Annotated in this window: 15 protein-coding genes; 5 read left to right on the top strand and 10 right to left on the bottom strand. The window is 68.3% G+C overall.

Annotated features, from left to right (window positions below; all coding sequences use genetic code 11):
- Positions 1-10: 10 nt before the first annotated feature.
- The 4 genes from ACEOAB_RS14335 to ACEOAB_RS14320 all read right to left on the bottom strand — a co-directional run bounded on the left by ACEOAB_RS14335 (position 11) and on the right by ACEOAB_RS14320 (position 3,194).
- Positions 11-1,477, bottom strand: coding sequence for a type II and III secretion system protein family protein (locus tag ACEOAB_RS14335; RefSeq protein WP_495653839.1), 1,467 nt, complete (start codon positions 1,475-1,477; stop codon positions 11-13).
- A 73-nt stretch (positions 1,478-1,550) separates the two neighbouring features.
- Complete coding sequence (gene cpaB / locus ACEOAB_RS14330) at positions 1,551-2,402, bottom strand: Flp pilus assembly protein CpaB (RefSeq protein WP_056596978.1); 852 nt, start codon at positions 2,400-2,402, stop codon at positions 1,551-1,553.
- A gap of 44 nt (positions 2,403-2,446) precedes the next feature.
- On the bottom strand, positions 2,447-3,031 hold the full coding sequence (locus tag ACEOAB_RS14325) for an A24 family peptidase (protein ID WP_056596976.1): 585 nt from the start codon (positions 3,029-3,031) through the stop codon (positions 2,447-2,449).
- A gap of 16 nt (positions 3,032-3,047) precedes the next feature.
- Positions 3,048-3,194: a hypothetical protein gene (locus ACEOAB_RS14320; RefSeq protein WP_200955468.1), complete on the bottom strand. Its 147-nt coding sequence runs from the start codon at positions 3,192-3,194 to the stop codon at positions 3,048-3,050.
- 631 nt (positions 3,195-3,825) lie between these two features.
- Here ACEOAB_RS14320 and ACEOAB_RS14315 point away from each other — a divergent pair.
- The 3 genes from ACEOAB_RS14315 to ACEOAB_RS14305 all read left to right on the top strand — a co-directional run bounded on the left by ACEOAB_RS14315 (position 3,826) and on the right by ACEOAB_RS14305 (position 5,849).
- Complete coding sequence (locus tag ACEOAB_RS14315) at positions 3,826-4,518, top strand: hypothetical protein (RefSeq protein ID WP_056596975.1); 693 nt, start codon at positions 3,826-3,828, stop codon at positions 4,516-4,518.
- A gap of 79 nt (positions 4,519-4,597) precedes the next feature.
- On the top strand, positions 4,598-5,506 hold the full coding sequence (locus ACEOAB_RS14310) for a hypothetical protein (protein ID WP_056596974.1): 909 nt from the start codon (positions 4,598-4,600) through the stop codon (positions 5,504-5,506).
- 16 nt (positions 5,507-5,522) lie between these two features.
- Positions 5,523-5,849: a hypothetical protein gene (locus ACEOAB_RS14305; protein WP_056596973.1), complete on the top strand. Its 327-nt coding sequence runs from the start codon at positions 5,523-5,525 to the stop codon at positions 5,847-5,849.
- A 12-nt stretch (positions 5,850-5,861) separates the two neighbouring features.
- Here ACEOAB_RS14305 and ACEOAB_RS14300 read toward each other — a convergent pair whose 3' ends face one another.
- From ACEOAB_RS14300 to ACEOAB_RS14275, 6 genes are all read right to left on the bottom strand, one after another.
- Positions 5,862-6,176: a hypothetical protein gene (locus ACEOAB_RS14300; protein WP_056596971.1), complete on the bottom strand. Its 315-nt coding sequence runs from the start codon at positions 6,174-6,176 to the stop codon at positions 5,862-5,864.
- 369 nt (positions 6,177-6,545) lie between these two features.
- On the bottom strand, positions 6,546-9,173 hold the full coding sequence (locus ACEOAB_RS14295) for an AAA family ATPase (protein WP_495653803.1): 2,628 nt from the start codon (positions 9,171-9,173) through the stop codon (positions 6,546-6,548).
- Positions 9,170-10,309: a metallophosphoesterase family protein gene (locus tag ACEOAB_RS14290; RefSeq protein ID WP_056596967.1), complete on the bottom strand. Its 1,140-nt coding sequence runs from the start codon at positions 10,307-10,309 to the stop codon at positions 9,170-9,172. The genes ACEOAB_RS14295 and ACEOAB_RS14290 overlap by 4 nt, the downstream gene beginning before the upstream one ends.
- Before the next feature lie 112 nt (positions 10,310-10,421).
- Complete coding sequence (locus tag ACEOAB_RS14285; protein WP_056596966.1) at positions 10,422-10,604, bottom strand: hypothetical protein; 183 nt, start codon at positions 10,602-10,604, stop codon at positions 10,422-10,424.
- Positions 10,605-10,707: 103 nt separating this feature from the next.
- Positions 10,708-11,436: a peptidoglycan DD-metalloendopeptidase family protein gene (locus ACEOAB_RS14280; RefSeq protein WP_082572227.1), complete on the bottom strand. Its 729-nt coding sequence runs from the start codon at positions 11,434-11,436 to the stop codon at positions 10,708-10,710.
- A gap of 99 nt (positions 11,437-11,535) precedes the next feature.
- Positions 11,536-12,333 (bottom strand): class I SAM-dependent methyltransferase, encoded by a 798-nt coding sequence (locus ACEOAB_RS14275; RefSeq protein WP_413749677.1) that lies wholly within the window; start codon positions 12,331-12,333, stop codon positions 11,536-11,538.
- 637 nt (positions 12,334-12,970) lie between these two features.
- On the opposite strand from ACEOAB_RS14275, the gene ACEOAB_RS14270 reads away from it, so the two are divergent.
- Positions 12,971-20,293, top strand: a complete 7,323-nt coding sequence (locus ACEOAB_RS14270; RefSeq protein WP_495653802.1) for an amino acid adenylation domain-containing protein — start codon at positions 12,971-12,973, stop codon at positions 20,291-20,293.
- Positions 20,290-25,281 (top strand): amino acid adenylation domain-containing protein, encoded by a 4,992-nt coding sequence (locus ACEOAB_RS14265; protein WP_495653801.1) that lies wholly within the window; start codon positions 20,290-20,292, stop codon positions 25,279-25,281. Before ACEOAB_RS14270 ends, ACEOAB_RS14265 begins: the two co-directional genes overlap by 4 nt.

The following is a 25,281-nucleotide window of genomic DNA, read 5'->3' as shown; positions in this document are numbered from 1 at the left end:
GTGTTGCTCCTCACTGGATATCGGGGGCCGGTGCCGGGGTGGCGCTTTCGAGGCTGCCGTTCAGATAGACCTCCGCACGGCTGGGAACGACGTGGTTGTCGGTCGGCAGGCGGGGCGAATCGACCAGCGGCCGGACCATGCGGGGCGTGATCACGAACATCAGCTCGGTCTGGTCGTTCTGGAACTCGGTGCTGCGGAACAACGCCCCCATCACCGGCACTTCGCCCAATCCGGGATAGCGCTTGATGGACTCAGTGACGTTGCTCTTGATGAGCCCCGCGATCACGAAGCTCTGCCCGTCGTTGAGCTGCACGGTGGTGTCGGCGCGGCGCACCGTCAGCGACGGCAGCACGGCAGTCACGCCGCCGATGGTGGTGAAAGGCGAACCGGTTTGCGACAGGTCCGACACCTCCGAGACCATCTTGAGGTTGACGCGGCCGCCGTTGAGCACGGTCGGGGTGAACTTGACCCCGATCCCGAACTCCTTTTCTTCCAGCGTGATGTTGGTGCCGCTGCCGCTAGCGGAACTCTGCGCCACCGGAATGAAGATTTTCCCCCCCGACAGGAAGCTCGCCTGCTGGCCGCTGATGGCCATGATGTTGGGCTCCGCCAGGATGCGCACCAGGCCGTCGTCCTTCTGGCCGTCGAGGCCGATCGACGTGCGGCCGATCCTCAGCGCCTCGATCAGGCCGCCACCGCCGCTCAGGAAATTGGAGATCAGCGAATAGTTGTTGAGGCCGCCGTTGCCGGAGCGGTTCAAGTTGACGCGTCCGCCCAGCCTGTCCAGCAGGGTCTTGCTGATTTCGGCGATCTTCACTTCGAGCATGACCTGCTGCGGCGCCGTCACACGCAGCAGGTTCACAACCTTCTTGCCGTCGGCACCATAGGCCGACGCCAGGCTCATCACGTCGTCGAGCTTGAGCGCATCGCTGATCTCGCCAGTGAGCACGATGGATTTCTCCGCGCTGCGCACGCGGATGCGGCTTTCTTCCGGCATCAGCTCGGCCAACTTGGACTGCAGCGCTCCCGGATCGATGGTGACGAATACGTCCTTGATGTAGCAGGTGCCGTCGGCGCTCTGCAGCACGACGTTCATCGAGCCGGCCTGGCGGCCGCGGAAGAACAGGTCGGTCGGGCTCAGCAGCGTGACGTCGACATCGGCAAGGCGGTCGCCGGCATTCGCAGCCGCGGCCGGTGCAGGCGGCGCCATGCCCGCCGGCATGGCAGCCGCAGCGGGCGCCCGGCTCGGAGGCTGCCCGCTGACCACGATGCGAACGACGCGCGCCTTCAGCGGAATGACCACCGACTTGCCGAGCACCGCCTGGGTAGGCTGGTCGTCCGGGATGATGGCGGTGCAGCGCCGGGTGGCGGGCGCGGCTGCGGCCGAGGCTGCTGCCGGTGCCGCGACGGCGGCTGTGGCGGCCGCGGCGGCGGCAGGCACCGCGAGTTCGGCAGAGATGGCGGGAGCCGCCATCATCGTGAGTGCCGCCAGCAACCAGGCGGGGGTGGGAGAGAGATATTGCACTTGGTGTTCCTCCTGGAGGTTTGAATCAGAAGCAGGTGAGAGAGCGAGCGGCGTTCTGGATCACTTCCACGCACTGGGACGCAGGCACCGCGACGGCGCCGGTGCGCACCACATGCGGCCGGGCCGGCGGCGTCGCCGCCACCGTGGTGGCGATCGGCAGGATTTCCTTCTCACCGAACAACTGGCCCTTGGTGATGCCGGCCGTTGCGACGGTGGTCTTGTCCATCTGGTTGCGCAGCACGAGCGACAGGGTTCCCACGCTGCGTGCCAGGTCGAGCTTTTCGGAATCCTCGAGCGAGAGCTCCAGCGTCACGGCGCTCACCACCTTCGGCTTGGTGTCGTCGCGATTGGCCTCCTGTGCGACCGCCAGCACCAGGACCTTCTCCAGCACGGTCTTGCTGATCTGGCTGTTCTGCTCGCCCTTGGCCTTGTCCTTGTCCTGCTGGGCGTTGACCATCACGTCGACGTAGTTGCCCGGCAGTGCGAAGCCGGCGACGCCGACCACGTCGTTGACGCGCACCGTCATGGCCCGCTTGCCGCTGGCGATCACCGCCGACAGCCCGCCCTGGGTACCCACCGGCGCCAACTTGCCCTCCATGATCGCTTCGCCGCGCAGCACGCCGACCTTCACCACGCGGTCGTTCAGTGCCTTGATGTCGCTGAACGAACCGCTCGGTATGGAGCCGGCGGGCCAGTCGACCGTGGAGAGCATCTGCGCGTTGACGCGGCTGCCCAGTTCGATGTCGACGGCGGCCACGACCACCTTGTTGGAGGCGATTCCGCCTTGCCGCGATATCCACCCGGTCGCATAGACCGCGGCGGCCAGCCCTGTGAGCAAGGCCAGAAAGATCAGCCCGAGCGCCTTGATGTTCTTCATGTGAACCTCGCGTTGGATGAGAAATTGGTGAATGAATGAAAGGGCTAGACGTAGCCCAGCTGGTGCGCAAGCACGTTGATCACCGTGCCCGCCGCAATGCAGATTCCGTAGGGCAGCTTCCCGACGGACTGCTCCGCCGGAACGTGCCCGCTGGGACGAATTCCCACGATGCTGGAGACCGCCATGCCCTGTGCCACAGCCTTGACATTGGCCAGCATGTGCCCGAGGCGGCGCCGATGGATCGCGAAGGCCAGGGCCACCACGCCGCCGGCGATGAAGGTACAGAGCACGGCCATCAGCGTCTGCTGGGGCCCGAGGAAGGCACCTGCCATCGCCATCAGCTTGACGTCGCCGGCGCCCATGATCCCGATCACGTAGAACGTCAGCATTGCGCCGAAGCCGACGGCCAGTCCGCCGAATGCGCTCAATGCGCCCACGGTGGGCGTGCGGGCCGCAAGCGTTCCGGCGATGAGCGCGAAGAGCGCGCCACCGAAGGTCAGCCAGTTGGGGATGCGGTAGAAGCGCCAGTCGCTGACGGCGGCCACGCCGAGCAGCGCGAATAGCACGAGCATGCGAACGTCGGTAGCCAGCATCGCCAGCAGTTCGAGGACGGCGTTGAATTCCTGCATGGTGGGCTCCGTGGTTTCAGGCGCTGCGCCGAATGGCGAGCCACAGGAGGAGGCACACAACCACCACGAGCGCACCGATCAGCGCGAACTCCATGAATGACATGCCTGCGTCTTCGCGCAGCAGGTTCATGAAGAGTCTCGGCGGCAGTGCGAGCGTTTGCATGTGTGTTCCCCGGTTGTCGTGACCGGCCTGAACTGTCTGTTTGCCCGGTATGGGCAGAAGCGTTCGGCCTGGGGATGACTTTAGGAATCACGCCGCCTTCGCACATGAGCGAAGCGCCCTTTCTTGGGGGAGTCAAGCGCCCTGCCCGTGCGGGGCGGGAGCATGACAAAACGCTCTGGTGCAGCGTGACAACCAGCCGATGGCCGGATGGCCAGTTGGCCGGAACTGGCGCCATTGGCTACCGTGTTGCGAAGGTTCAGCGAGCTCAGGGATGCCGCCGAGGGCGCGCCGAGCTCCTCCAGGCGTAGACACGGGAGACATCGACGGCGGGCAGCAGATTCGATTACTTCGCTTTCATCCGGTTTCCATCTACCTGACCGGTCGTCGAATGCCGTAATTTCCCCCGCGGCCACCGTATGGCGGCAGCATTTTTCCGCCCCACCGGCAAGGGACTCACCCATGCCTTTCGCCATAGCCTTGTGCTAACCAGCACAGGGCATTCTTCGTTGCTTCCCCGACGCTGAAACTGCACCCCGGTCGTCACGCATCCATTCCGTTCCGCGTCACCGACCGTCAGCTGATGGCCGGGTTCCGGCGATCAGGTTTGTTTCACACCATTCGAGGAAGCATCATGAAGAAGACTCTCATCGCCATCGCGGTAGTCCTGGTCGGCGGCGTCGCGTCGGCAACCGTCGGCAGCACCGCAATCGCAGCCACCTCCACGACGACCGGCTCCTCCAGCTCCGCCGGATCGGTCGCTGCCAGTTCCGGCACGGGAAGCGCACTGAGCTACAACTCGGCCACGTCCAGCTCGGCGGCCAATGCCAATGCTTCGGGCGGCGCATTCGCGGTTCCTGGCTTCGCCGTGGGCGGTGCGACGGCAGGCGGCTCGGCGACGACCACCGGTCGCGTGACCAGCGTGGCAGCAACAACCGGCAACGGCCTGGCCACGGGCGGTGCCAATGCCTCCGCCAACGCGACCTCGGCAGGCATGGCCAACTACTCCGCTGGCGGCGCCACGCACGTGAGCGGCAGCGCAGGCGGTGCAGCCTCTTCCACCACCAACAACACCGCAGCGACGGCAGCAGGCCCTGGCGGCGGGCTCGCCGTGGTAACCCGCACTTCCACCACGACCTCGGGCTACAACGCCTCGTCGGGCGCCATCAACGGCCCGATCAACGGCACGAGCACCTCGGCCACGGCCGGCTCCACCGGCGGCTCCTTCGGTGTCACCAACCTCGCCTTCGGCAATGCCGCCGGCTTCACCAACGGTGGCGGCACCAGCGGCACGGCTGGCGCGGGCGCAACCGCATCGGCTCCCTGAGCTTCGCGCAGACCGGTTGCTGAACCTGGAAATGGGGAGAGGCCCGTGCCTCTCCCCAGTCCTCAAAGGAGTCGAGAAAATGAAAAAACTGCTTTTCCTCGCGTTGCTGACCGTGTCCGCAGCGGCCGTTGCCCAGCAGACCAACACCAACACCGGTGCGAACAACGGATCTTCGAGCTCGGCCACGACATCGGCCCAGGGCAACAGCCAGTCGGTGACGTTCGCGAGTCCCGCGAGCGTGACCACCCAGTCGACGATGACCAGCAACCAGAACGTCAACAACACGGGTGCGACGACGAACACCGTCGATTACCGCGGCAGCTACACGATCAAGAACGTGCCGTCGGTCAACGGACCCAACCTGACGACGAGCAACGACACCTGCATGGGCAGCTCGAGCGCCAGCGCGAACGGCCCGGGCGTAGGGCTCAGTTTCGGCACCACCTGGACGGACGAGCACTGCAAGCGCCTGAAGATGAGCCGCGAGCTCTGGAACAAGGGCATGAAGGCGGCGTCGCTCGCCATGGATTGCATGGACCCGGCGGCCATGGCAGCGCTGGAAATGACCGGGACCAAGTGCCCGCAGTCAATGACAGCAGACGAGCGCGTGACGGCCTACGGGCCGCAGGCATCGGCAAGCGGGGCACCAGCCGCACCGCCGCGGCCGGTGGCTGTCGTGGCACCAGCACCCGCGCCGGCCCCGATGCCGGTGGCTTCACAGCCCGTGGCTGTCATTCCTCCAGCCGCCCCGGCAACGCTGCCCGCGCCCGTTGCGGAAGTCGCGCCTGCCCCGCAGCAACCGCAGCAGCAGCAAGCTGCGGCTGCGCCGGAAGAGTCCACCGCGGTGGTCACGATGCCCGTCGTCAGCGCCACGGTAACGCCGATCGAACCGGGCGAAGTGGCGTCCATCCGTGCCGCGTCGCTCATGCTGGACCAGCGGGTGGACGACATCGCGGCCGCACCGCGTCCGGCATCCGCCGCGCAATGACCGCACGGAGCGCCAAATGACCAGGACCGTACTCCTCCTCTGGCTGGCGGCCTGCTGCGCGGCAACTTCAGCGGCGGCCGCGGCCGTGCAGCCCACGCTGCGCGTCGAGCGGATGAATATGGGCAGCGGCCTGCAGAACGCACGGGGCACCGAGAACGCGCTGCCGGTCGGCTCCCTCGGCGTGTGGCACGTGCCGCAGTACCTGCCAGGCTTTCCCACGGCCGCGACCATCTGGCCGCGCGTGATCGTCATCCAGTGCACGGAGGACCTGTGCGCGGGCTACACGATCACGCCCGAACTGGGGCGCGGCGAATATCTGTTCTTCGTGCCGGCGAACAAGTAGCCGGGAGCGTATTCACTGCGTGCCGCCCTTTCCCAGGCCGGCGCGCAGTGATTGCGCCGTGGCGTCCGCCGCTTCGATTCGCCGTTGCAGTTCCTCGTTGACCACGCCCACCAGCGCCGCGAGTTCGGCCCGGCTCGGATAGACCTCCGGCGTATCGCTCACCCCTTGCTGGACGATGAGCTTTTCGAGGCACGCATACGCGCGCTGCATCGCCTGAAGGCCGCCGATGTCGTCGCACAGCTGCAGCGCGAGCAGCTCGGCGCTCTGTGAGGCGGAAGATTCGGAAGGGGAAGAGACGCGCGCGGATGCGCGAGCGGATGCAGCCATGAATGGCCTCCAAGGGTTTCGGTTTGCAGAAACCGACGCACCCGAGTCCAAGCGGAGGCGGCGGCTCGACGGGTTGGACTACCGGGAAACCACTTGCGTGAAACCGGCCGGGCTTGCGCCCGCCCATCGAGCCGCCAAAACTGGAAGCACGAACGACGAAGCCGCAGACCCTGCGGGGTGACTGCGGCTTGCGACGCAGTGGTTTCAACGGGAGTCCAATCCCGATCACGCCTCTTTTTGACGTGACCGGCGCAGTATAGCCACGCCCAAACGGGGCGGCGGCTCGACGAGTTGGACTACCGGGCAATCACTGTGGAAACCGGCCGGGCTCTCGCCCGCTCGTCGAGCCGCCAAAACTGGAAGACGGCTTCAGGGAATGCTTCGCGCCACCACGCCCAGATCGCGCCAGGCCTCGGGATGGCAGCTGAAGATCAGGATCTGGTGCCGCTGTGCCGCGTCGTACAGCACGCGCTTCATCTGCCGCAGGCGCTCTTCGTCGGTGTTCACCAGCGCGTCGTCAAGGATGAGCAGCGTCGGCTTGTTCGCTTCCTTCAGCAGGTCCGCGTAGGCCAGCCGGGCGACCACGCCCATTTGCTCGCGTGCGCCCACGCTGAGTTCCTCGAACTCGCCGCTCTGGGCGCCGCGCAGGCCCTGGCGCGTGATGCGGCCGGGCGAGAGATCGTCGCCGACTTCGATCTGCGCACCGGGAAAAAGAATCTGCAGATAGTGGTCGAGGTGCTTCTGCAGCGGCGCGCGCAGGCGCCGCGCCAGGGCCGAGCGCTTATAGCCCAACAGCTTAAGAAGGTGGTCGAGCGCCCTCGCCCGGCGTTCGAGTTCGGTGCAGCGGCGCTTGGCGTGGTCGAGTTCGCGCTGCTTCTCCGAGGCGGCTTCTTCCTGGCCCATCGCGCCCTTGGTTTCCAGTTCGACTTCGAGCCGGGTGATTTCGTTGGCGCGCTGGCTGTGCGCGGCCTCGGCCTGCCTTGCGCTGCGCTCCAGCCGCTCCACGTCCTGCGCGAGCACCGGCAGGTTGACGGTCTGCAGCCGCTGGGCCAACTCCGCGAGCCTGTCCTGCATCGCCGACTGCTGCGCCAGCGCGTCGGTCAGCGCGCCGCCGGCTTCGGTCTTTCTGCCGGCGCGGGCGGGATCGCTCAAGGTGGCCTTGACGGCGGCGAGCTCGTCTTCGGCGGCCTTTACCTGTTCGCGTGCATTGCCCGCCGCGACTTTCGCGTCGTTGAGGCCGGCGACGGCCACCTCCAATGTGGCGCGCGCGGCGCCCTCCTCCGATTCGGCCGAAGGCACAGCGATGCCTGCAGCCGGCACGGATGGCATCGCCTGCAACACCTGCCGGGCTTCCGCGAGGCGGGCTTCGCGCGTCGCCACGTCGGCAGCGAGCGTGCCGAGTCCCTTGGGGGCCAGCGCCGCCAGCACGGCTTCAGCGGCACCGGCTTCGCCCTTGCGCAGAACCTGCTGCCGCGCGCGCTCCTCGACCGCCGCCACGCTTTCCGCGCGCAGGCCTTGCAGCAGCGCCGCGAGTTCGTCACGCGCGCGGTCGCGCTCGATGGCGAGGCTTTCCAGGTCGGTGCCGCCCGGCAGCACGCTGATGCGGCCCACGCCTTCGATCTCGATGTCGGTGCGGGCGATGACGGTCTGGCGCTTCGAGCCCGACAGTTCCACGCCGGCCACACGGACCTTGGCTGTGGGCTGCAGTTCGAACTCCAGGGCTGTTGCCACTGCATCGAGCTTCGTCTGAGCCGTGCGAAGCGCGTCCGCGCAATGCCGCAGGCGCTTGAGCTCGCCATCCGGCACCGCGAGCGCCTGCGCCTCAGCCTGAAGGCGCGTGACCTTTTCCTGCTCGGCCTTCGCCTTCTCGTGGCTCTGCGAAAGCGTGGCGAGCTGCTCGGCCAGGCTTTCGACGGTTTTCTCCTGCGCGATGCGTGAGGCAGCCTGTCGCGCCAGACGGAGGTTTTCACGTGCCTCGGCATCGGCCTTCGTCGCGGCCGCGTGGCGCGGCTCCCAGGCCTGCAGTTCGCCGAGCGCCTTGGCCAAGGCTTCCTGCGTCCTCTGCAGATTCGTCTCCCGCTGGGCGAGCGAGCCTTCCTCGCGCTCCATCGCCTGGAGCTGGGTGCGCCATGAATTCACCTGCGCGGCGATCTGCCTGAGCGCGGCCTCCTGCGCGGTCTTCTTCTCGTCCAGCCCCCGGGCTTCGTCGAGCCGCTGCTGCGCGACGACGAGCTGTTCCCGCAATACCGCCCACGGCCGCGCGGCTTCGTCGCGCTGGTGGTCGCGTCGTAGCGCGGAGAGGCGGTCGACGCCTGATTGGTACGACTCGATGTCGGCGTTCAGCCGTTCGAGATCGGCTTCGAGTTTTATGCGCAACTTGAGGGCTTCGTCGAAGGCGCCGCGCGGAACACCGGTGCTTTGTGTGAGCAGCTCGTTGCGCTCAACATCCACAGCCTTCAACACCGCATCGCCGTTGCTGGAGGCCAGTTCGCCCAGTGACTCACCAAGCGCGCTGCGTAGGTGATCGCTCGCAAAGCCCACTGATTCAGCTATGTCTTGCGATGTGCCCTGCTTGATCCACAGCAATCCTGGAATCCCCATGTGCTTTGGTGCACTGACGCCCTTTTCTGGGAAGCTAAAGCCAAGCAATGCCGCGAGATGATCTTCTGCTGCTGCGCCATCCATGTGCGCTCCATCGATCACCAGCTCGCAGCGTTTCTTCCCGAGGAAGCCTTTGGCGAGCCGGCATGGCTTTCCATCGAGTTCGAAATCAACTTCCACTGTTGGAGTTACCGAGCTCTCGCCCCAAGGCCGCAGATGACCAACCACGTTCGAGCGATGCCGCTCGAAGAAGGCGGCGCGTATCGCCTCCGCGACGGTCGATTTGCCCGACTCGTTGGGTGCGGCGAAAAGATTGAGCCCGTCCGTCAGGCCGTCGATTTCGAGCGGCGCGCGGAACAGCTTGAAGTTCTCGATGCGTAGACGCTGCAGCTTCATGCGCCGGCTCCCGCCTGCGAAGAACTGCCCTGCTGCGCGCCGAGGATTCGCGCCAGCGTGAGCAGTGCGTCTCGGGCCAGCTCGGCATCGGTGCCGCCCTGCTGCTCGCGCAATGCCTGCAGCGCCTCGCCGACGAAGCCATCGGCGTGCAGCGCCTGGATGTCGTCTTCGGTCGGCTCCAGCCGCAGCGCCTCGCCTTCCCACACCAGCGCGCGGGCGCGGGCACGCGCGGCGTCGAGGGCGTCGTTCAGCCGGTTGTGGCCGGCGAGGTCGCAGCTGCCCTGGGCGCGCAGCTGCAGCACGTCGCTGCTGCCGATCTGCTCCAGCTTCTGCACCAGCTCGTCGATGTCGGAAGCCACAGCGAGCCGTGGCTCCCACTGCTGCCAGTCGAACTGGCCGGTGCGGATGGGCTCGACCACCGGCACCGCGCCAACTCCGGCGATGCCGACCAGCAGCGCCTGGCCCGAATCGTTGGCCCTGAAGCGGTCGGTCTCGGGCGTGCCCGCGTACCAGGTGCGCTCGTCGATCTGCCGGGTGCCGTGCCAGTCGCCGAGCGCGAGGTAGTCGAGCCGTGCCTGCATCGCGCGGCCAGCGGCGATGGGGTTGGTCGAGTCGATGTCTTCCGAGAGGATGCCCTGCACGCTGCCATGCGCGAGGCCGATGCGGGGCAGGCCTTCTTCTTCGTCGGGCTCGGCGGTGGCGAACCACTCGGTGAGGTCGCCATAGGTGTGGCGCTGCGTGAGCGGCGCCGGCAGCAGCGTGAACTTGCCGGCCACGGTGTGCGGCTTGGGCTCCAGGCAGCAGACGACGTTCGGCGCGATGGCGCCCAGCCGCTGCGCCCTGCTCCAGACCGATTCGCTCAGCGCGGAGTCGTGGTTGCCCGGAATCAGCAGCCAGGGGCCGGCAAAGCCCTGCATGGCATTGAACATGCGGCGGATGGTCTTGTCGGACACGGTCTGCAGATCGAACACGTCGCCCGCGACCAGTACGGCGTCGACCTTGCGTTCGGCGGCGATGCCGGCCAGCAGCTCGACCGCCTTGAAGCGCGCCTCGAACAGCGCCGCGGCGTCGTCGGGTTCGAACTGCGAGAACACGCGGCCAATCTGCCAGTCCGCGGTGTGGAGCAAAGAAATCATGCGCGGCCCTCCCCTTGCCTCTCGCGTCTTCAGGTCATCTAAAAAACAGCGAGCATCTTAGAGGGGCCGGGGACGCGTCGAGCTTGGCGCGGCCCTCGCGGCAGGCGGACGGCTAGAACCTGGAGTCGATCGCCGACGCGCACTCTTCCAGCAGCGCGGCCGATTGGGTGACCTGTTCGGCAATCCGGGCACGCAGCGGCTGCCAGTCGAGACTGAAGGGGGCAAGAAGGAACCATTGCGTGGTCAGCGCCAGCGCGATGCCAAGAATGACGAACATCCAGTGCACGAGTTCCATAGCCGCTCCAGTACAGAGTGAGGGCGAGAGTCTGCGCATTCCGCCGGCGCCGCGATATCACCAATTCGGGGGATGCCTTTCGCCAGAGGCCGCGCCGCCGCGGTCACCTCGCAGGCAGGTACTGCCGCGGATCGACCGCATTGCCGCGGTGGCGGATCTCGAAGTGGAGCATCGCGCGCCCGCCGTCGGCGCCGCCGATCTCGGCGATCTTCTGGCCTCTTTGCACCTGCTGGCCCTGCTTCACCAGCATCGAGCGCACATTGGTATAGACCGACATGTAGGAGCCGCCGTGATCGACCATGAGCACGCTGCCGTAGCCGCGCAGCGTTTCGGTCACGGCCACCTTGCCCGCGCCGATGGACATCACCGGCTCGCCGAGGCTGCCGCCGATGTCGATGCCCTTGTTGCTGCTGCCGTTGAAGCCCGCGATCACCTGGCCCTGCGCGGGCCAACTCCAGTCGCTTCGCCGCGATGCGGGTGGTGCGGCCGGTTCCGGCTCCGGCACCGCGGCCCGGGGCGGCCTCGAACGCTCCGGGCGCTCGGCGCCTGCGCTCCTTGCGTGGGGCGGCTCGGACGACGCGCCGCCCGGCGGGACCACGCGCAGCACCTGCCCTGCCTCGAGCCGATCGGGGTCCTGCAGGTTGTTCCAGCGCGCAACCTCGCCCGGCGAACGCCCCGCCTTTGACGCAATGCGATAGAGCGTGTCGCCCGGCTGGACGACGTACTCGCCCGGTCCCGCCACCGGCGCCTTGGGTGAGGTGGAGCACGCTGCCACCATCAATGCCGCGGTCAGCGCAATGCCCGCGCGCCAGTTCCTTCCTGTCACAACCACTAGCGGATTCCTTCCTTGATGACCTGAATCTCGCGCTCCCCGGTGCTCCGGGGACCGCGTTCGAAGAATCCGGGAAGGCTACCAGCAGTCGCGGGGTGTTCAACCCGCCTCCGGTTCTCCCCCTGCCGTGCGCCTTGCGATGCACATCAACGACAGCGCGCTCGCAGGGGAAGCCGGGTCGCGGCCGGACAGCACGTTGCCCATGCGGTATTTCCATTGGGCCCGCCCGACCTCGCCGGCGAGCGCCTCGGCGCCTATCCGGTGGTTGTGCGGATGCACGCGGACATCGAAGCCCAGCGGCCGCAGCGTGGATTCGAAGAATTCCTTCGTCACGCCGTCGCCGGGCCGGTGATGGACCTCGGTCCTCAGCCCCCACGACTGCTGGCTGCCGGTCTTGTGGAAACCGCGCCCTGTCATGCGGTAGACCCACAGCCGCGCGTCCCACAGCATCCTGGCCAGACCCTTGTAGTCCCATGCCGTCAGTTGGGGATCGTGATCGGTGATCAGGATGCCGTCAGGCTTCACCAGGCGGGCGCCCTCGCGCAGCACGGCCGTCATGTCGTCGCAGTGGTGCAGCGCGGCATTGATGGCCACGATGTCCGCCACGCGCGAGCGGAACGGCGTATGCGCCGCATCCGCCAGCACCGTGGTGTAGCCGAGGCCCGCGGCCAGTTCCAGCGAGCCCGGGGCCACGTCCACGCCGATGAGCAGCCTGGGCTTTCCGCCCAGCGTGGCGAAGACATTGCCCGGCCCGCAACCCAGGTCGATGACGACCTTGTCCGTCCAATCGCCCCCGGCGGCGAGCCAGCGGCTGCGGAAGTGGGCATCGCGGTGACAGAAATCCAGATATTCCTGCGCCCAGGCCGCATTGCCGAAATATGTGGCATTGGCGGTCAATGCATCTGAATTGTTCTGGAGAATTGATTTCAGATAGTGATCGCAAGGCGTCAGAACAACATCGGGCAATAGGATTTCGCAAATCATTTTCGACCTTGGAAAGGATTGATTCGCACGGAAGCGGGCGCTTCTTTCAGTCTTTTCAAATCCAAGGTTTTGTACAGATATTTTTTATCCAGTTACAGACGGGGCGAATTGATAACAGCCACCGCCGGGAGGATGTTTCATTTTTCGACAGCAAAATGCCCCGTTTTTCGCATGACTACAGAGAGCGGACCCAAGACCCACGGGCTCACGCCAGGCCGCCCCATGCAAGGCGCTTTCCTCCGGAATTTCGGCATTTCTCCCCAGGAGTACCCCGCTTCAGCCCCGACTTTCGACCCTCGAAAGTGGCTCGCGCACGGGCTTGCCTCCTCCAAATCGCGCATCAGCTACCTCAAACTGGATGATTCGGGTAGTACGTTTTAGAAATAACCTTATCCATTTGTAACCTAGGCCTAAAGTGCGCACATTGGCCCCGGGAAAGCTCCTAGGATGAAGTCACGAAAAGAACACAACAAATGCTCCCCCATTAATTGGGCAAATGGAATTTCCATTTGCCCAATTGCTTCCATTGTATTTCTTTTGGGATATTTAGATGGAAATTCAAAGTGTTTCGCAGCCGCAGGAAAGCTCTCCGGGCCTCGCCCTGGAAGACCTGTTCGTGCCGCGATGCAAGCCGGAAGGAACAGCCGGCGGCTGCGCCGGTTCGCTGGCGCTCGAGCCCGGCTTTGCCCGGCGCTGGAGCCAATGGCTCGCCGCCACCGGCCAGCTGCCGGACGCCCTCTTCGCGGGCGCATGGCTGCTGCTGCAGTCGCGCTGGCTCGGAAGCCTCTGGCCCGTGCTCCACGAGGCGGGCGTTGCCCCGGCGCGCTGCTCGACCACCGTCGCGTTCGACGCCACCAAGGCCGCGGGTACCTGGCTGGCTGAACTGGACCTGGCCCGCCGCGCAGCGTCGCAATCACCGCAGGCCATTGCGCCACCGGACTCGCTCTGGCTGCGCGAAGAGGTCCACGCCGACGCCCCCGTGCGGCTGCGCTTCGACGCCGCTTCGGCACTGCTTCATATAGATGCAGCCACGGGCTCGATGGACGCCGCCGCAATCGAACAGCTGCTCGCTGCCCTTGCCGACACCGCCCAAGATCTGTTGGAGCGCCCCGATGCCGCCCTCGACGACATCCGCACGCTGCCGCGCACCGATCGCGCCGATCAGCTCACAGCCTGGAACACCCCCCTCGCCCCGGTGGACCCGGCAACCACGGTAACCGGCGTGTTCAGCCGCCAGGCCGCGGCCGCCCCCGATGCCATTGCCATCGCGCAAGGCGATGCGCAAATGAGCTATGGCGAACTCGACCGGCGCTCCGACGAACTCGCGCGGCGCCTCCAGTGCCTGGGCGTTCGCAGCGGCGACGGCGTCGGCCTGCTGCTCGACCGTTCGAAGGCCGCCATCGTGGCCCAGCTCGGCATCCTCAAGGCTGGCGGCGCCTACGTGCCGGTGCCCACCGATTTCCCGCCCGAACGGATCGCCTACATGCTCGGCGAGGCGCGTGCGCACCACGTGCTCACCATGCAGGCGCACCACCACCTGATCCCCCCCCACCACGGCGTTTTGCTGCTCGACGAGTACGAAGACAAGACAAATCGAAGTGCATGGAACCCGCCGGCGATCGACGCCGAATCGGTGGCCTACGTCATGTACACCTCGGGCTCGACGGGCACGCCCAAGGGCATCGAGATCTGCCACCGCTCGATCCTGCGGCTGGTGGTGGGCGTGGACTACGTCGCGCTCGCTCCGGGCCGCACCATGCTGCACGCGGCGCCGCTGGGCTTCGACGCGGCCACGCTCGAAATATGGGGTCCGCTGCTCAACGGCGGCTGCTGCGTGGTGCACGAAGAGCCCGTGCCCACGGGTGCCGGCCTCGCGCGCACCATCGCGCGCCACGACGTGCACACGGCATGGCTCACCGCCGCGCTGTTCAACGCCGTGGTCGACGACGACCCGGCCCATCTTTCTGGCCTGCGGCACCTGTTCACCGGCGGCGAAGCGCTGTCGGTGCCGCACGTGCGGCGCGCGCTGGCCGCCCTGCCCGGCCTCACGCTGAGCAACGGCTACGGCCCCACCGAGTGCACGACCTTCGCGGCCACGCACCGCATCGCGTTGCCGCTGCCGGAAGACCTGCGTTCGATTCCGCTCGGGCGTCCCATCAAGGACACCGTGCTGCGCGTGCTGAGCCCCTCGATGGCACTGCTGCCGACGGGCTTCGTGGGAGAACTCTGCATCGGCGGCCACGGCCTGGCCCGCGGCTACCTGCGGCAGCCCGCGCTCGATGCCGAACGCTTCGTGCCCGACCCCTTCGGCGGTGCGGACGAGCGGCTCTACCGCACCGGCGACCTCGCGCGCTGGCTGCCCGACGGCACCGTCGAGTTCATCGGACGTCGTGACGGCCAGGTGAAGATCCACGGCCACCGCATCGAGACCGGCGAGGTCGAGGCCGCGATCCTCGCCCACCCGGACATCCAGTCCTGCGCCGTGGTCGCGCGGCCCGACGGCAGCGGCCAGCTGCGCCTTGTGGCCTATCTCGTCGCGCGCTCGCAGAAGGTTTCGTGGGACGCCCTGCGCACGCACCTCGCGGCCCGGCTGCCCGCGGCGCTGATTCCTGCTGCCCAGGTATGGCTCGCGCAGTTGCCCGTCACGCCGAATGGCAAGCTCGACCGCAGGGCGCTGCCCGAGCCGGCCGGCGAACGCCCCGAACTCGCCCAGCCCTTCGAGGAAGCGCGCGACACCGTTGAACAGCAGGTGTGCGAGGCCTTCGCCCGCGCACTGCGCATCTCGAAGGTCGGGCGCAACGACAACTTCTTCGACCTCGGCGGCGATTCGCTGCTGGTGCTGCAGGTGCTCGCCGACCTGCAGCGCGGCACCGGCCTGCCGTTGTCGACCAACCTTTTTTTCCGCAATCCCACGCCAAAAGCGATCGGTGCGCGGATGCAGCAGGCGGGTGATCTGCCCGCCTCGGCCGCTGTGGTCGTCTCGGAGGATCGACCGACCACAGCGGCCACCCTTGCAGCGCGGCCGGACGCCGGCATTCACGACGCCATCGCCCTGGTCGCCACCGCCGGACGCTTTCCCGGCGCGGCCGACGTCGAGCAGTTCTGGGACAACCTCGTTGCCGGGCGCGACACCATCAGCTTCTTCGACGACGCCACGCTCGACGCCGGCGTGAGCGAGGCCCTGCGCAGCGACCCGTCCTACGTTCGCGCACGCGGCGTGATCGACGGCATCGAGGACTTCGACGCCGCCTTCTTCGGCATCAGCCCGAAGGAAGCACAGCTGATGGACCCGCAGCAGCGCGTGTTCCTCGAGATTTGCTGGGAATGCCTGGAACGCGCCGGCTACGTGCCCGATGCCGCGCCGGGCCCGGTCGGCGTGTATGCCGGCATGTACAACGCGACCTACTTCCAGCGCCACGTGAGCACCCGGCCCGACCTCGTGGAGCCGGTCGGCGAGTTCCAGGTGATGCTGGCCAACGAGAAGGACTACATCACCACGCGGGTGGCGAACCGGCTCAACCTCACAGGCCCGGCCGTCAGCGTGCATACCGCCTGCTCGACCTCGCTGGTGGCCGTGGCCCACGCCTTCCATGCGCTGCGCACGGGCCAGTGCTACATGGCGCTCGCTGGCGGCGCCTCGGTCACCTGCCCGCCGCGCAGCGGCTATCTCTACAACGAGGGCTCGATGCTCTCGCCCGACGGCCGCACGCGCAGCTTCGATGCGCAGGCGCGGGGCACGGTCTTCAGCGACGGCGCGGCCGTGGTGCTGCTCAAGCGGCTGGCCGACGCGCAGGCCGATGGCGACACCATCTACGCCGTGCTGCGCAGCGCCTGCGTGAACAACGACGGCGGCTCCAAGGCCAGCTTCACGGCGCCCAGCGTCGACGGGCAAGCGGCGGTGATCCGGGCCGCGCTCGCGGCGGCCGACGTCGATGCGCGCAGCATCTCGTACGTGGAGGCTCACGGCACCGCCACGCCGATGGGCGACCCGATCGAGGTCGAGGCGCTGGCCTGTGCCTATGCCGAGCACACCGATGCGCTCGGCTACTGCACGCTCGGCTCGCTCAAGAGCAACGTCGGCCACATGGTCACGGCGGCCGGTGCGGCCGGCCTCATCAAGACGGCGCTGGCGCTGCATCACGAACAGATTCCGCCGACCGTGCATTTCAGCGCGCCGAACCCGGCGATCGACTTCGCGCGCACACCCTTCCACGTCACGGCGAGCCTGCAGCCGTGGCCGCGCGCCGACCAGCCGCGCCGCGCAGGCGTCAGTTCCTTCGGCGTCGGCGGCACCAACGCGCACGTCATCGTCGAAGAAGCGCCACCGCGGCAGGCCTCGCCGGCGGCGACAGGCGACCACGTGCTGCCGCTGTCGGCGCGCTCCGAGGCCGCGCTCGACACGGCCACCGAGCAGCTCGCGGCGCACCTCGAGGCGCACCCCGAACTGTCGCTGGCCGACGTGGCGCACACCCTCGCGGTCGGTCGCAAGGCCCACACCTTCCGCCGAGCGGTGGTCGCCAGCGGAACGGCCGAAGCCGTCGCGGCCCTGCGCAGCGCCGACTCGCCCAGCCGCGCCAGCGGCCGCACCGCCTCGCGCGCACCGCAGCTCGTGCTGATGTTCCCCGGGCAGGGCGCGCAGTACGCAGGCATGGGCAAGAACCTCCGCGCGAACGACCCGGTGTTCGCCGCCGCGTTCGACGACTGCATGGCCGCTTTCGACGGCGCGACCGACTTCAACCTGCGCGAGCGCATGTTCTCCGGCGACGCGCAGTCGCTGGTGCCCACGGCCGTCACGCAGCCCGCGATCTTCACGCTCGAATACGCACTCGCGCGGCGGCTGCTGGCACTGGGCGCTCGGCCGCATGCGCTGATCGGCCACAGCGTCGGCGAATTCGTTGCGGCCGTGCTCGCGGGCGTGATGCGGCTCGAAGACGCCGCCCGGCTCGTGGCCCGCCGCGGCGCGCTCATGCAGGCCCAGCCAGCGGGCGCGATGCTGTCGGTGCGCCTGGGCGCGGCCGAACTGGCCGGCCGGCTCGGCCCGCAGCTGTCGCTCGCCGCCGAGAACGGCCCCACGGCCTGCGTCGCCGCCGGCCCCTTCGACGCCATCGCGGCGCTGCAGGCGGCACTGGAAGCAGACGGCATTCCGGCCCGCCCGCTGCAGACCTCGCACGCCTTCCACTCCGCCATGATGGACGCGGCTGTCGCGCCCTTCGAGGCACTGGTCGGCAAGGTTGCGCTGCGTGCGCCGCAGACGCCGATCTACTCGACGCTGACCGGCCAGCCGCTCGAAGACGCCGAAGCCACCAGCCCGGCCTACTGGGCCCGGCACCTGCGCGAAACCGTGCGCTTCTCGCCGGCCGTGCGCTGCGCGATGGCGCAGACGGCAAACCCGCTGTTCGTGGAAGCCGGCCCGCGCAACATGCTCTCCACGCTGGTGCGCCAGCACGGCGCGAGCAGCGTCGTGCCGCTGCTGCACGGCGAGCCGGCCGAAGAGGCTCGCACCCTGCGGCTGGCGCTGGGCCGCCTGTGGACCTGCGGCGCCGAGGTCGAGCTGTCGCGCCTCGCTGCACGCAACGGCGCCCAGCGCGTGTGCCTGCCCACCACGCCGTTCGAGCGCAAGCGCTTCTGGGTCGACATCGCCGCACCCACCCTTCTCCCCCTTTCCACCGCGACCGCATCCGTCAGCGCTGCGGTCGCGGCCCCTGCCTCTTTCATTCCACCCATTTCCCTGGAGCCGATCGTGACCGCAGCAGCAACGCCCTCGCCTCTTCCCCCTCCCGCCTCGTCCATGGACGCACGCCTGCGCACCCTGTTCGAGGACATCTCCGGCCTCGACATGGCACAGGCGGAGGGACACGCGCCCTTCGGCGAGCTGGGCCTGGATTCGCTCACGCTGACCCAGGCGGCCACGCAGATCAAGAAGCACTTCAAGGTCAACCTCAGCTTCCGCCAGCTGATGGAGAAATACCGCTGCTTCGACTCGCTCTCGGCTTTCCTGCGCGAGAGCCTGCCGCCTGAGGCAGCGCCTGCGCCGGCCGTTGCACCCGCCGTCGCGGCAGCGCCGGTGGAAAGTGCCGTTGCCGTGCCGCAGGCCGCGCCGCGCCAGCCGGTGCCCGTGTACATGCCGATGCAAGGCGGTACCGCGGGCGACGCGCAGCTGTCGCAGCTGATTTCGCAGCAGATGGAACTGATGCGCCAGCAGCTCGCACTGCTGTCGGGTGCAGCGCCGGCCGCGCCGCTGATGACGCTGCAGGCCGTGCCGGCCCAGCCGGTGGCTGCAGTTCCGTCCGAGGAGCCCGCGCAGAAGGAGCCGGTGCGCTACGACGTGTCCAAGGCCTTCGGCGCCATCGCGCGCATCCACACCCAGCGCATGGCCGAACCCAGCGGCCGCCAGAAGGCACGCCTCGCCGCCTTCATCCGGCGCTATGTCGAGCGCACGCGCAAGAGCAAGGAGTTCACCGCCGCCAACCGCCCCCACATGGCCGACCCGCGCGTGGTCAACGGCTTCCGCCCGATCACGAAGGAGATCACCTACCAGATCGTCATCGAGCGCTCCAAGGGTTCGAAGATGTGGGATCTCGACGGCAACGAATACGTCGACGCGCTCAACGGCTTCGGCATGAACATGTTCGGCTGGCAGCCCGACTTCGTGCAAGAGGCCGTGCGCAGGCAGCTCGACCAGGGCTACGAGATCGGCCCGCAGCATCCGCTGGCGGCCGAAGTCACGGCGCTCATCTGCGAGCTCACGGGCAGCGACCGCGCCGGCCTGTGCAACACGGGCTCCGAAGCCGTGATGGCCGCGTTGCGCATCGCGCGCACCGTCACCGGCCGCAGCACGGTGGTGGTGTTCACCGTCTCCTACCACGGCACCTTCGACGAGGTGCTGGTGCTCGCCGGCAAGGGCGGCAAGGGCCTGTCGGCAGCGCCGGGCGTGATGAGCGGCATGTTCGGCGACATCCGCGTGCTCGACTACGGCACGCCCGAGGCGCTGGCGTTCATCCGCGAGAACGCCGACGACCTCGCCGCCGTGCTGGCCGAGCCGGTGCAGAGCCGCCGCCCCGACTTCCAGCCGCGCGAGTTCCTGCACGAGGTGCGCGACATCACCGCGAAGAGCGGCTGCTGCCTGATCTTCGACGAGGTCATCACCGGTTTTCGCACCGCGCTGGGCGGTGCACAGGAGCTGTTCGGCGTGCGCGCCGACCTCGCCACCTACGGCAAGGTGATCGGCGGCGGCTTCCCGGTCGGCGTGATCGCCGGCAAGCGCGAGTTCATGGACGCGCTCGACGGCGGCGCCTGGCAGTACGGCGACGACTCGATTCCGGGCGTCGGCGTGACCTACTTCGCCGGCACCTTCGTGCGCCATCCGCTCGCGCTCGCCGCGGCCAAGGCCTCGCTCACCCACCTGAAGGAAGCCGGCCCCGCGCTGCAGGCCGGACTCAACAGCAGCACCGCCACCATGGCCGCCGAGCTTTCGGGCTGGTGCAAGGAAGTCGGCGCGCCTATCGAGATCCGCCACTTCGCGTCGCTGTGGCGCGTGAGCTGGCTCGAGGACCACCCGCTGCAAGACCTGCTGTTCGCAATGATGCGCAGCCGCGGCGTGCACATCCTGGACAACTTCCCGTGCTTCCTCACGAGCGCGCACAGCGCCGAGGACATCGCATTCATCCAGAACGCATTCAAGGAATCGGTCGCAGAGATGCAGGAGTCCGGGTTCCTGCCGCGCCGCGCCGTGGCCGTCGCCGGCTTCGACGCGCACAAGCCGACCGAGGAAGGCTCGGTGCTGGCCCGCGACATCGACGGCCAGCCCTTCTGGTACGTGCCCGGCGCGCCCACCCCCAGCCAGCACATCTTCAATGGAAAGGCCGCAGCATGAACGCCGTTTTCAAGCCCATCGTCAGCGACGGTGCCATCGAATGCATCATTCCCACGACGGAATCGCAACGCGAAGTCTGGCTCGGCGCAACCCTCAGCACCGAGGCCTCGATGGCCTACAACGAATCGGTCCTGCTGCGCCTGCGCGGCGCGCTGGACGAGGAGGCCCTGGCGCGTGCCATGGACCGGCTGCTCGAACGCCACCAGGCGTTGCGCGCCACGATCTCGCCGGACGGCACCTGCATGCTGGTCAGCCATCCAAGCGGAAACGTCCTGACCCGGCAAGACTTGAGCGGACTCGAGCCTGAAGCCCGCGCGCAGGCGCTGCGCTCGGCCCATGGCCAAGCGGTGTGCACGCCCTTCTCGCTCGAACATGGCCCGCTGTTCCGCGCCGTGCTGTACCGCCTCGGCAATGCCGAGCACGAACTCGTGATGTCGGCGCACCACGTGGTCTGCGACGGCTGGTCCTGGGGTGTCATCACCGAGCAGCTGGGCCACCTGTATGCCGAGCAGAACGGCACCGGGCTGAAGCTCAGGGCTGCGCCGCTCTTCGCCGACTTCGCCGCCGAGGAAGCCGCCGCGGCCGCGCATCCCGACATGCAGGCGCACGTGGACTACTGGCTCGGGCGCTTCCCCGGCAGCGTGCAGCCGGTGCTCGACCTGCCGCTGGACCGTCCGCGTCCGGCCGCACGCACCTTCAATTCGCGCCGCACCGAGCACCTGCTCGACAAGCGCCTCGTCAGCGCCCTGCGCGTGACCAGCACCAAGGCCGGCGCCAGCCTGTTCACCGGCCTGCTCAGCGGCTTCGTCGCGACGCTGCATCGCCTCACGGGCCAGGAAGACATCGTCGTGGGCGTGCCGGCGTCGGCCCTGCTCGCCCACGACATGCCCGGGCTGGTCGGCCATTGCGTGAACCTGCTGCCGCTGCGCATCGCCACGCATGCCGGCATGCGCTTCGACGCGCTGATGGACGAATGCAACACCGCCGTGCTCGACGCCTTCGATCACCAGGCGCTCACCTATGGCGCGCTGCTGGGCCAGTTGTCGCTCGAGCGCGACCCGAGCCGGCTGCCGCTGGTGAGCGTGGCGTTCAACGTCGACCCCGACGTGGCGAGCAGCGCCGAGGCGTTCACGAGCCTCGACGTGGCGCAGGACACCATCCCCCGCCGCTACGAGAACTTCGAACTGTTCCTGAACCTGCGCCCGCTCGATGGCGGCCTGATGGTGGAGGCGCAGTACAACACCGACCTGTTCGACGACGTCAGCGTGCAGCGCTGGCTGGACATGTTCGAGTGCGTGCTGCAGTCGAGCTCGCACAAGCCGGACGAAACGGTCAGCCGGCTCGAAGTGTTGTCCGTTGGCGCCGCGCGTTCGCTGATCGAGCTGCAGCCCGCGCGCGTTCCGCTGGTCGGCATGCCGCTGGCACATGCCGGCTTTGTCGCGCGCGTGCCTCGGCAACCCGATCGCCCGGCCGTGCGCGACGGCGCGCGAAGCTGCAGCTACGGCGAACTCGATGCGCTGTCGAACCGCATGGCGCGTGCATTGCACGCGCGCGGCGTGGGCCGCGGTCAGCGCGTGGGGCTGTGCCTGGAGCGCAGCCTGGAAATGGTCGTCGCGATGCTGGGCATCCTGAAGGCGGGCGCGTCCTACGTGCCGCTCGATCCGGCTTTTCCGCATGCGCGGCTCGACCACTACGCCAGCGACGCCCGGCTCAGCCTGATGCTGACCACGTCGGACATCGCCGCGACGCCGCGCGACTGGTGCGCCGACGCGGGCCAGCGGATCTTCGAGATCGACCGCGACACCACCTGGCGGCAGCTGTCCGGCGAAACCCTGCCGCCGAGCACGGACGACCCGGGGCCCGAAGACGCCTCGTATGTGATCTACACCTCCGGCTCGACCGGCTTGCCCAAGGGCGTCATTGCCCATCACCGCGGCGTGGCGCACCTGCTGCAGTGGATGCAGCGCGAATCGGGCATCGGCCCGGCCGACCGGATCGCCGCCGTCACCACCCTGTCGTTCGACATGGCGGTGCCCGACCTGCTGCTGCCGCTGGCGGCGGGCGCAGAGCTGGTGATGGTGCAGCGCGAGGTCGCCATGGACGGCAACCGCCTGTCTCAGGCGCTCGACCAGGAGCAGATCACGCTCCTGCAGGCCACGCCCGGCATGTGGCAGCTCCTGCTGGATGCCCAGTGGGCCGGCGGCGCCCCCGGCTTTCGCGGCTGGACCGGCGGCGAGGCGCTGCGTCCGAGCATGGCGCTGGCGCTGTGCGAACGCATGGAGGGCCTGTGGAACGGCTATGGGCCGACCGAGACCACGGTGTACTCCACGGCCTGGCACGTGCGCCCCGAAGAGATCGCGTCGCGCGGCGTGTCGATCGGCAGGCCCGTCGACAACACGGAGATCTGGATTCTCGATGCCGAACTGCAGCCCTGCCCCATCGGCGTGCCGGGCGAGATCTGCATCGCCGGCGAAGGTGTCTCGCTGGGCTACCTCGATCGTCCAGAGCTGACCGCCGAGCGCTTCGTCACGGTGCGCATCTTCGGCACCGCGAAGAGGGTGTACCGCTCGGGCGACCGCGGCCGCTGGCGCAACGACGGGCTGCTCGACCACCTCGGCCGGCTCGACTTCCAGGTCAAGGTGCGCGGCTATCGCATCGAGCCCGGCGAGATCGAGGTGCGCTGCTGCGAGGTTGCGGGCGTCTCCCGCAGCGTGGTCGTGGCGCGCGAGGACAACCCCGGCGACGTGCGCCTGGTGGCCTACCTCGCGCTGATGCCGGGCGCCGGCTTCGACCTCGATGCACTCATGGTGCACCTGCGCAAGCACCTGCCGGCCTTCATGCTGCCGCAGCACGTGGTGACGCTCGATGCCCTGCCCACGCTGGCCAACGGCAAGATCGACCGCGTCTCGCTGCCGCCGCCGCAGGCGGCCGCGCGCGAAGAGGTGCGGCGCGGCGCCGGCCCGCGCAACGACCACGAGCGCAAGGTGCTCGCGATCATGGAGAAGGTGCTGAGCCTGCCGGGCCTCGACATGCACGACAACTTCTTCACCGTGGGCGGCCATTCGCTGCTGGCCGCGCGGCTCACCACGCTGCTGAGCCGCGAGTTCCAGGTCACGCTGCCGCTGCGCTCGCTGTTCGAGTCGCCCACGGCCGAGAAGCTGGCCGCGGCCATCCAGGGCCTGCAGGGCGCGGGCGTCGGGCTGCAGGCTCCCATTGCATGCCGCCCGGAGCGCCGCAGCGCGCCGCTGACGCTTTCGCAGGAGCGCATCCGCTTCATGGAGCAGCTGCACCCGGGCCGCTCGGTCTACAACGCGCCTTCGGCGCAGCGGCTGATCGGGCAGCTCGATGCAACGCGCTTCGAAGGCGTGCTGCGCGAAGTGATCCGGCGCCAGCCCTCGCTGCGCACCCGCATGGACATCGACCAGCAAAGCGGCAAGCCGGTGCAACTGATCGCTGAGTCCGTGGAATTCGCCCTGCCGCTGGTCGACCTGCGCGGCCTGCCAGCCGACCAGCGCGAGGCCGAACTGGCCGAGCGCATGCAGGAGCTGGCGGACCGGCCGATCGACATCCACAGCGCGCCGATGATGCACGCGACCCTGTTCCAGATCGACGACAACGAGCACGTCTTCATGTTCGTGCCGCACCACCTGATCTGGGACGGCTGGTCCTTCGACCTGATGCAGCGCGAACTGGCCGCGCTCTACGACGCCGCCGAGCGCGGCCGTCCGCACAACCTGCCCGCGCTCGCCACCACCCACGGCGACTATGCCGAGTGGCTGGAGAAGTGGATGACCGAGCCCGCCTGCGAGGAACAGCTCGCGTTCTGGCGCGGCCGGCTCGAAGGCGCGAAGGCCGTGCGGCCGCCCGTGACCGACATGCCGCGCCGCGCGGGCAAGAGCGGCCAGGGCGGCGCGCACTGGATCAGCATCGACCTGCAAAGCACGCAGCGGCTGCGCGAGGTCGCGCGCGAAATGGACGTGACGCTCAGCATGCTGACCTTCGGCGTCTACGCGCTGACCATGGCCCAGGTGACCGGCAACGACGCCATCGTCATCGCCAACCCCGTGCGCGGCCGCCAGCAGGCCGAGACGGAAGACGTCATGGGCTTCTTCAACAACGTGCTGCCGGTTTCGCTCGCGGTGGACATGGCGTTGCCACTGCCCAGCTTCATGCACTACGTGAAGCAGGAGCTGCTGTCGATGATGAACAACCAGCAGGTGCCGTTCGAGCGCCTGATGGCCGAGCCGGGCTATGCGGGGCAGATCAAGACTTCCGGCCCCTACCAGTCGATGTTCTCGTTCCAGGACGCGCGCGAACGCTCGCGCTCCATCGGCAGCCTGCAGACCCGCCAGATGCACGTGATGCAGCATGGCGCCACCGACGACATCGGCGTGTGGCTGATGGACAAGCCGCACGGCCTGGAAGGCGCGCTGATCTACAACGCCGACGTGTACCTGCGCGAGACCGGCGCCCAGATGCGCGAGCGCTACCTCGAGGTGCTGCGCCGCGTCGCGGACAACCCGGGCGCCACGCTCGCGGAGATCGCCAGTACCGAAGGCTCGGCCAGCGCGCGCTACCTGCACAAGCTGGCCGGCGACACGGACAAGGGCGCGCCGGCCGGCGCCGCCAACGGCGACGAGCGCAAGGCCAGGCAGGGCCTGCTCAGCCCCGAGCACGCGCAGCTCGCCCAGATCTGGGCCGACGTGATCGGCATCGACGTGAGCGAGATCCGCGCCAGCGACAACTTCTTCGACCTCGGCGGCGACTCGCTGCTGGTGCTGCGCGCCGTGCAGCAGGCGGCACAGACGCTGGGGCACCGCGTGGAGCCGCGGCGCTACCTGTTCGAGAACCTCGGGCAGATCGCCTCGTCGGCGCAGGCCGCGCCGCAGGGCGTGCCGTCCGACCTCGCGGAACTGGCCGCCGACACGGCCGCACACGCGCAGCGCGGCTTGTTGGGCGCCCTCGGCAGCTGGCTGCGCAAGGGGTGA

It is taken from the genome of Variovorax sp. Varisp53, from assembly GCF_059491555.1.
This window is presented reverse-complemented; position numbering and strand designations above follow the sequence as displayed.

What these genes read in the sequence shown, in the direction of transcription:
- ACEOAB_RS14335 (WP_495653839.1), bottom strand. Translation starts at nt 1,477, where the DNA reads ATGATGGCGGCTCCCGCCATCTCTGCCGAACTCGCGGTGCCTGCCGCC.
- ACEOAB_RS14325 (WP_056596976.1), bottom strand. Translation starts at nt 3,031, where the DNA reads ATGCAGGAATTCAACGCCGTCCTCGAACTGCTGGCGATGCTGGCTACC.
- ACEOAB_RS14300 (WP_056596971.1), bottom strand. Translation starts at nt 6,176, where the DNA reads ATGGCTGCATCCGCTCGCGCATCCGCGCGCGTCTCTTCCCCTTCCGAA.
- ACEOAB_RS14290 (WP_056596967.1), bottom strand. Translation starts at nt 10,309, where the DNA reads ATGATTTCTTTGCTCCACACCGCGGACTGGCAGATTGGCCGCGTGTTC.
- ACEOAB_RS14315 (WP_056596975.1), top strand. Translation starts at nt 3,826, where the DNA reads ATGAAGAAGACTCTCATCGCCATCGCGGTAGTCCTGGTCGGCGGCGTC.
- ACEOAB_RS14285 (WP_056596966.1), bottom strand. Translation starts at nt 10,604, where the DNA reads ATGGAACTCGTGCACTGGATGTTCGTCATTCTTGGCATCGCGCTGGCG.
- cpaB (WP_056596978.1), bottom strand. Translation starts at nt 2,402, where the DNA reads ATGAAGAACATCAAGGCGCTCGGGCTGATCTTTCTGGCCTTGCTCACA.
- ACEOAB_RS14310 (WP_056596974.1), top strand. Translation starts at nt 4,598, where the DNA reads ATGAAAAAACTGCTTTTCCTCGCGTTGCTGACCGTGTCCGCAGCGGCC.
- ACEOAB_RS14295 (WP_495653803.1), bottom strand. Translation starts at nt 9,173, where the DNA reads ATGAAGCTGCAGCGTCTACGCATCGAGAACTTCAAGCTGTTCCGCGCG.
- ACEOAB_RS14270 (WP_495653802.1), top strand. Translation starts at nt 12,971, where the DNA reads ATGGAAATTCAAAGTGTTTCGCAGCCGCAGGAAAGCTCTCCGGGCCTC.
- ACEOAB_RS14320 (WP_200955468.1), bottom strand. Translation starts at nt 3,194, where the DNA reads ATGCAAACGCTCGCACTGCCGCCGAGACTCTTCATGAACCTGCTGCGC.
- ACEOAB_RS14305 (WP_056596973.1), top strand. Translation starts at nt 5,523, where the DNA reads ATGACCAGGACCGTACTCCTCCTCTGGCTGGCGGCCTGCTGCGCGGCA.
- ACEOAB_RS14265 (WP_495653801.1), top strand. Translation starts at nt 20,290, where the DNA reads ATGAACGCCGTTTTCAAGCCCATCGTCAGCGACGGTGCCATCGAATGC.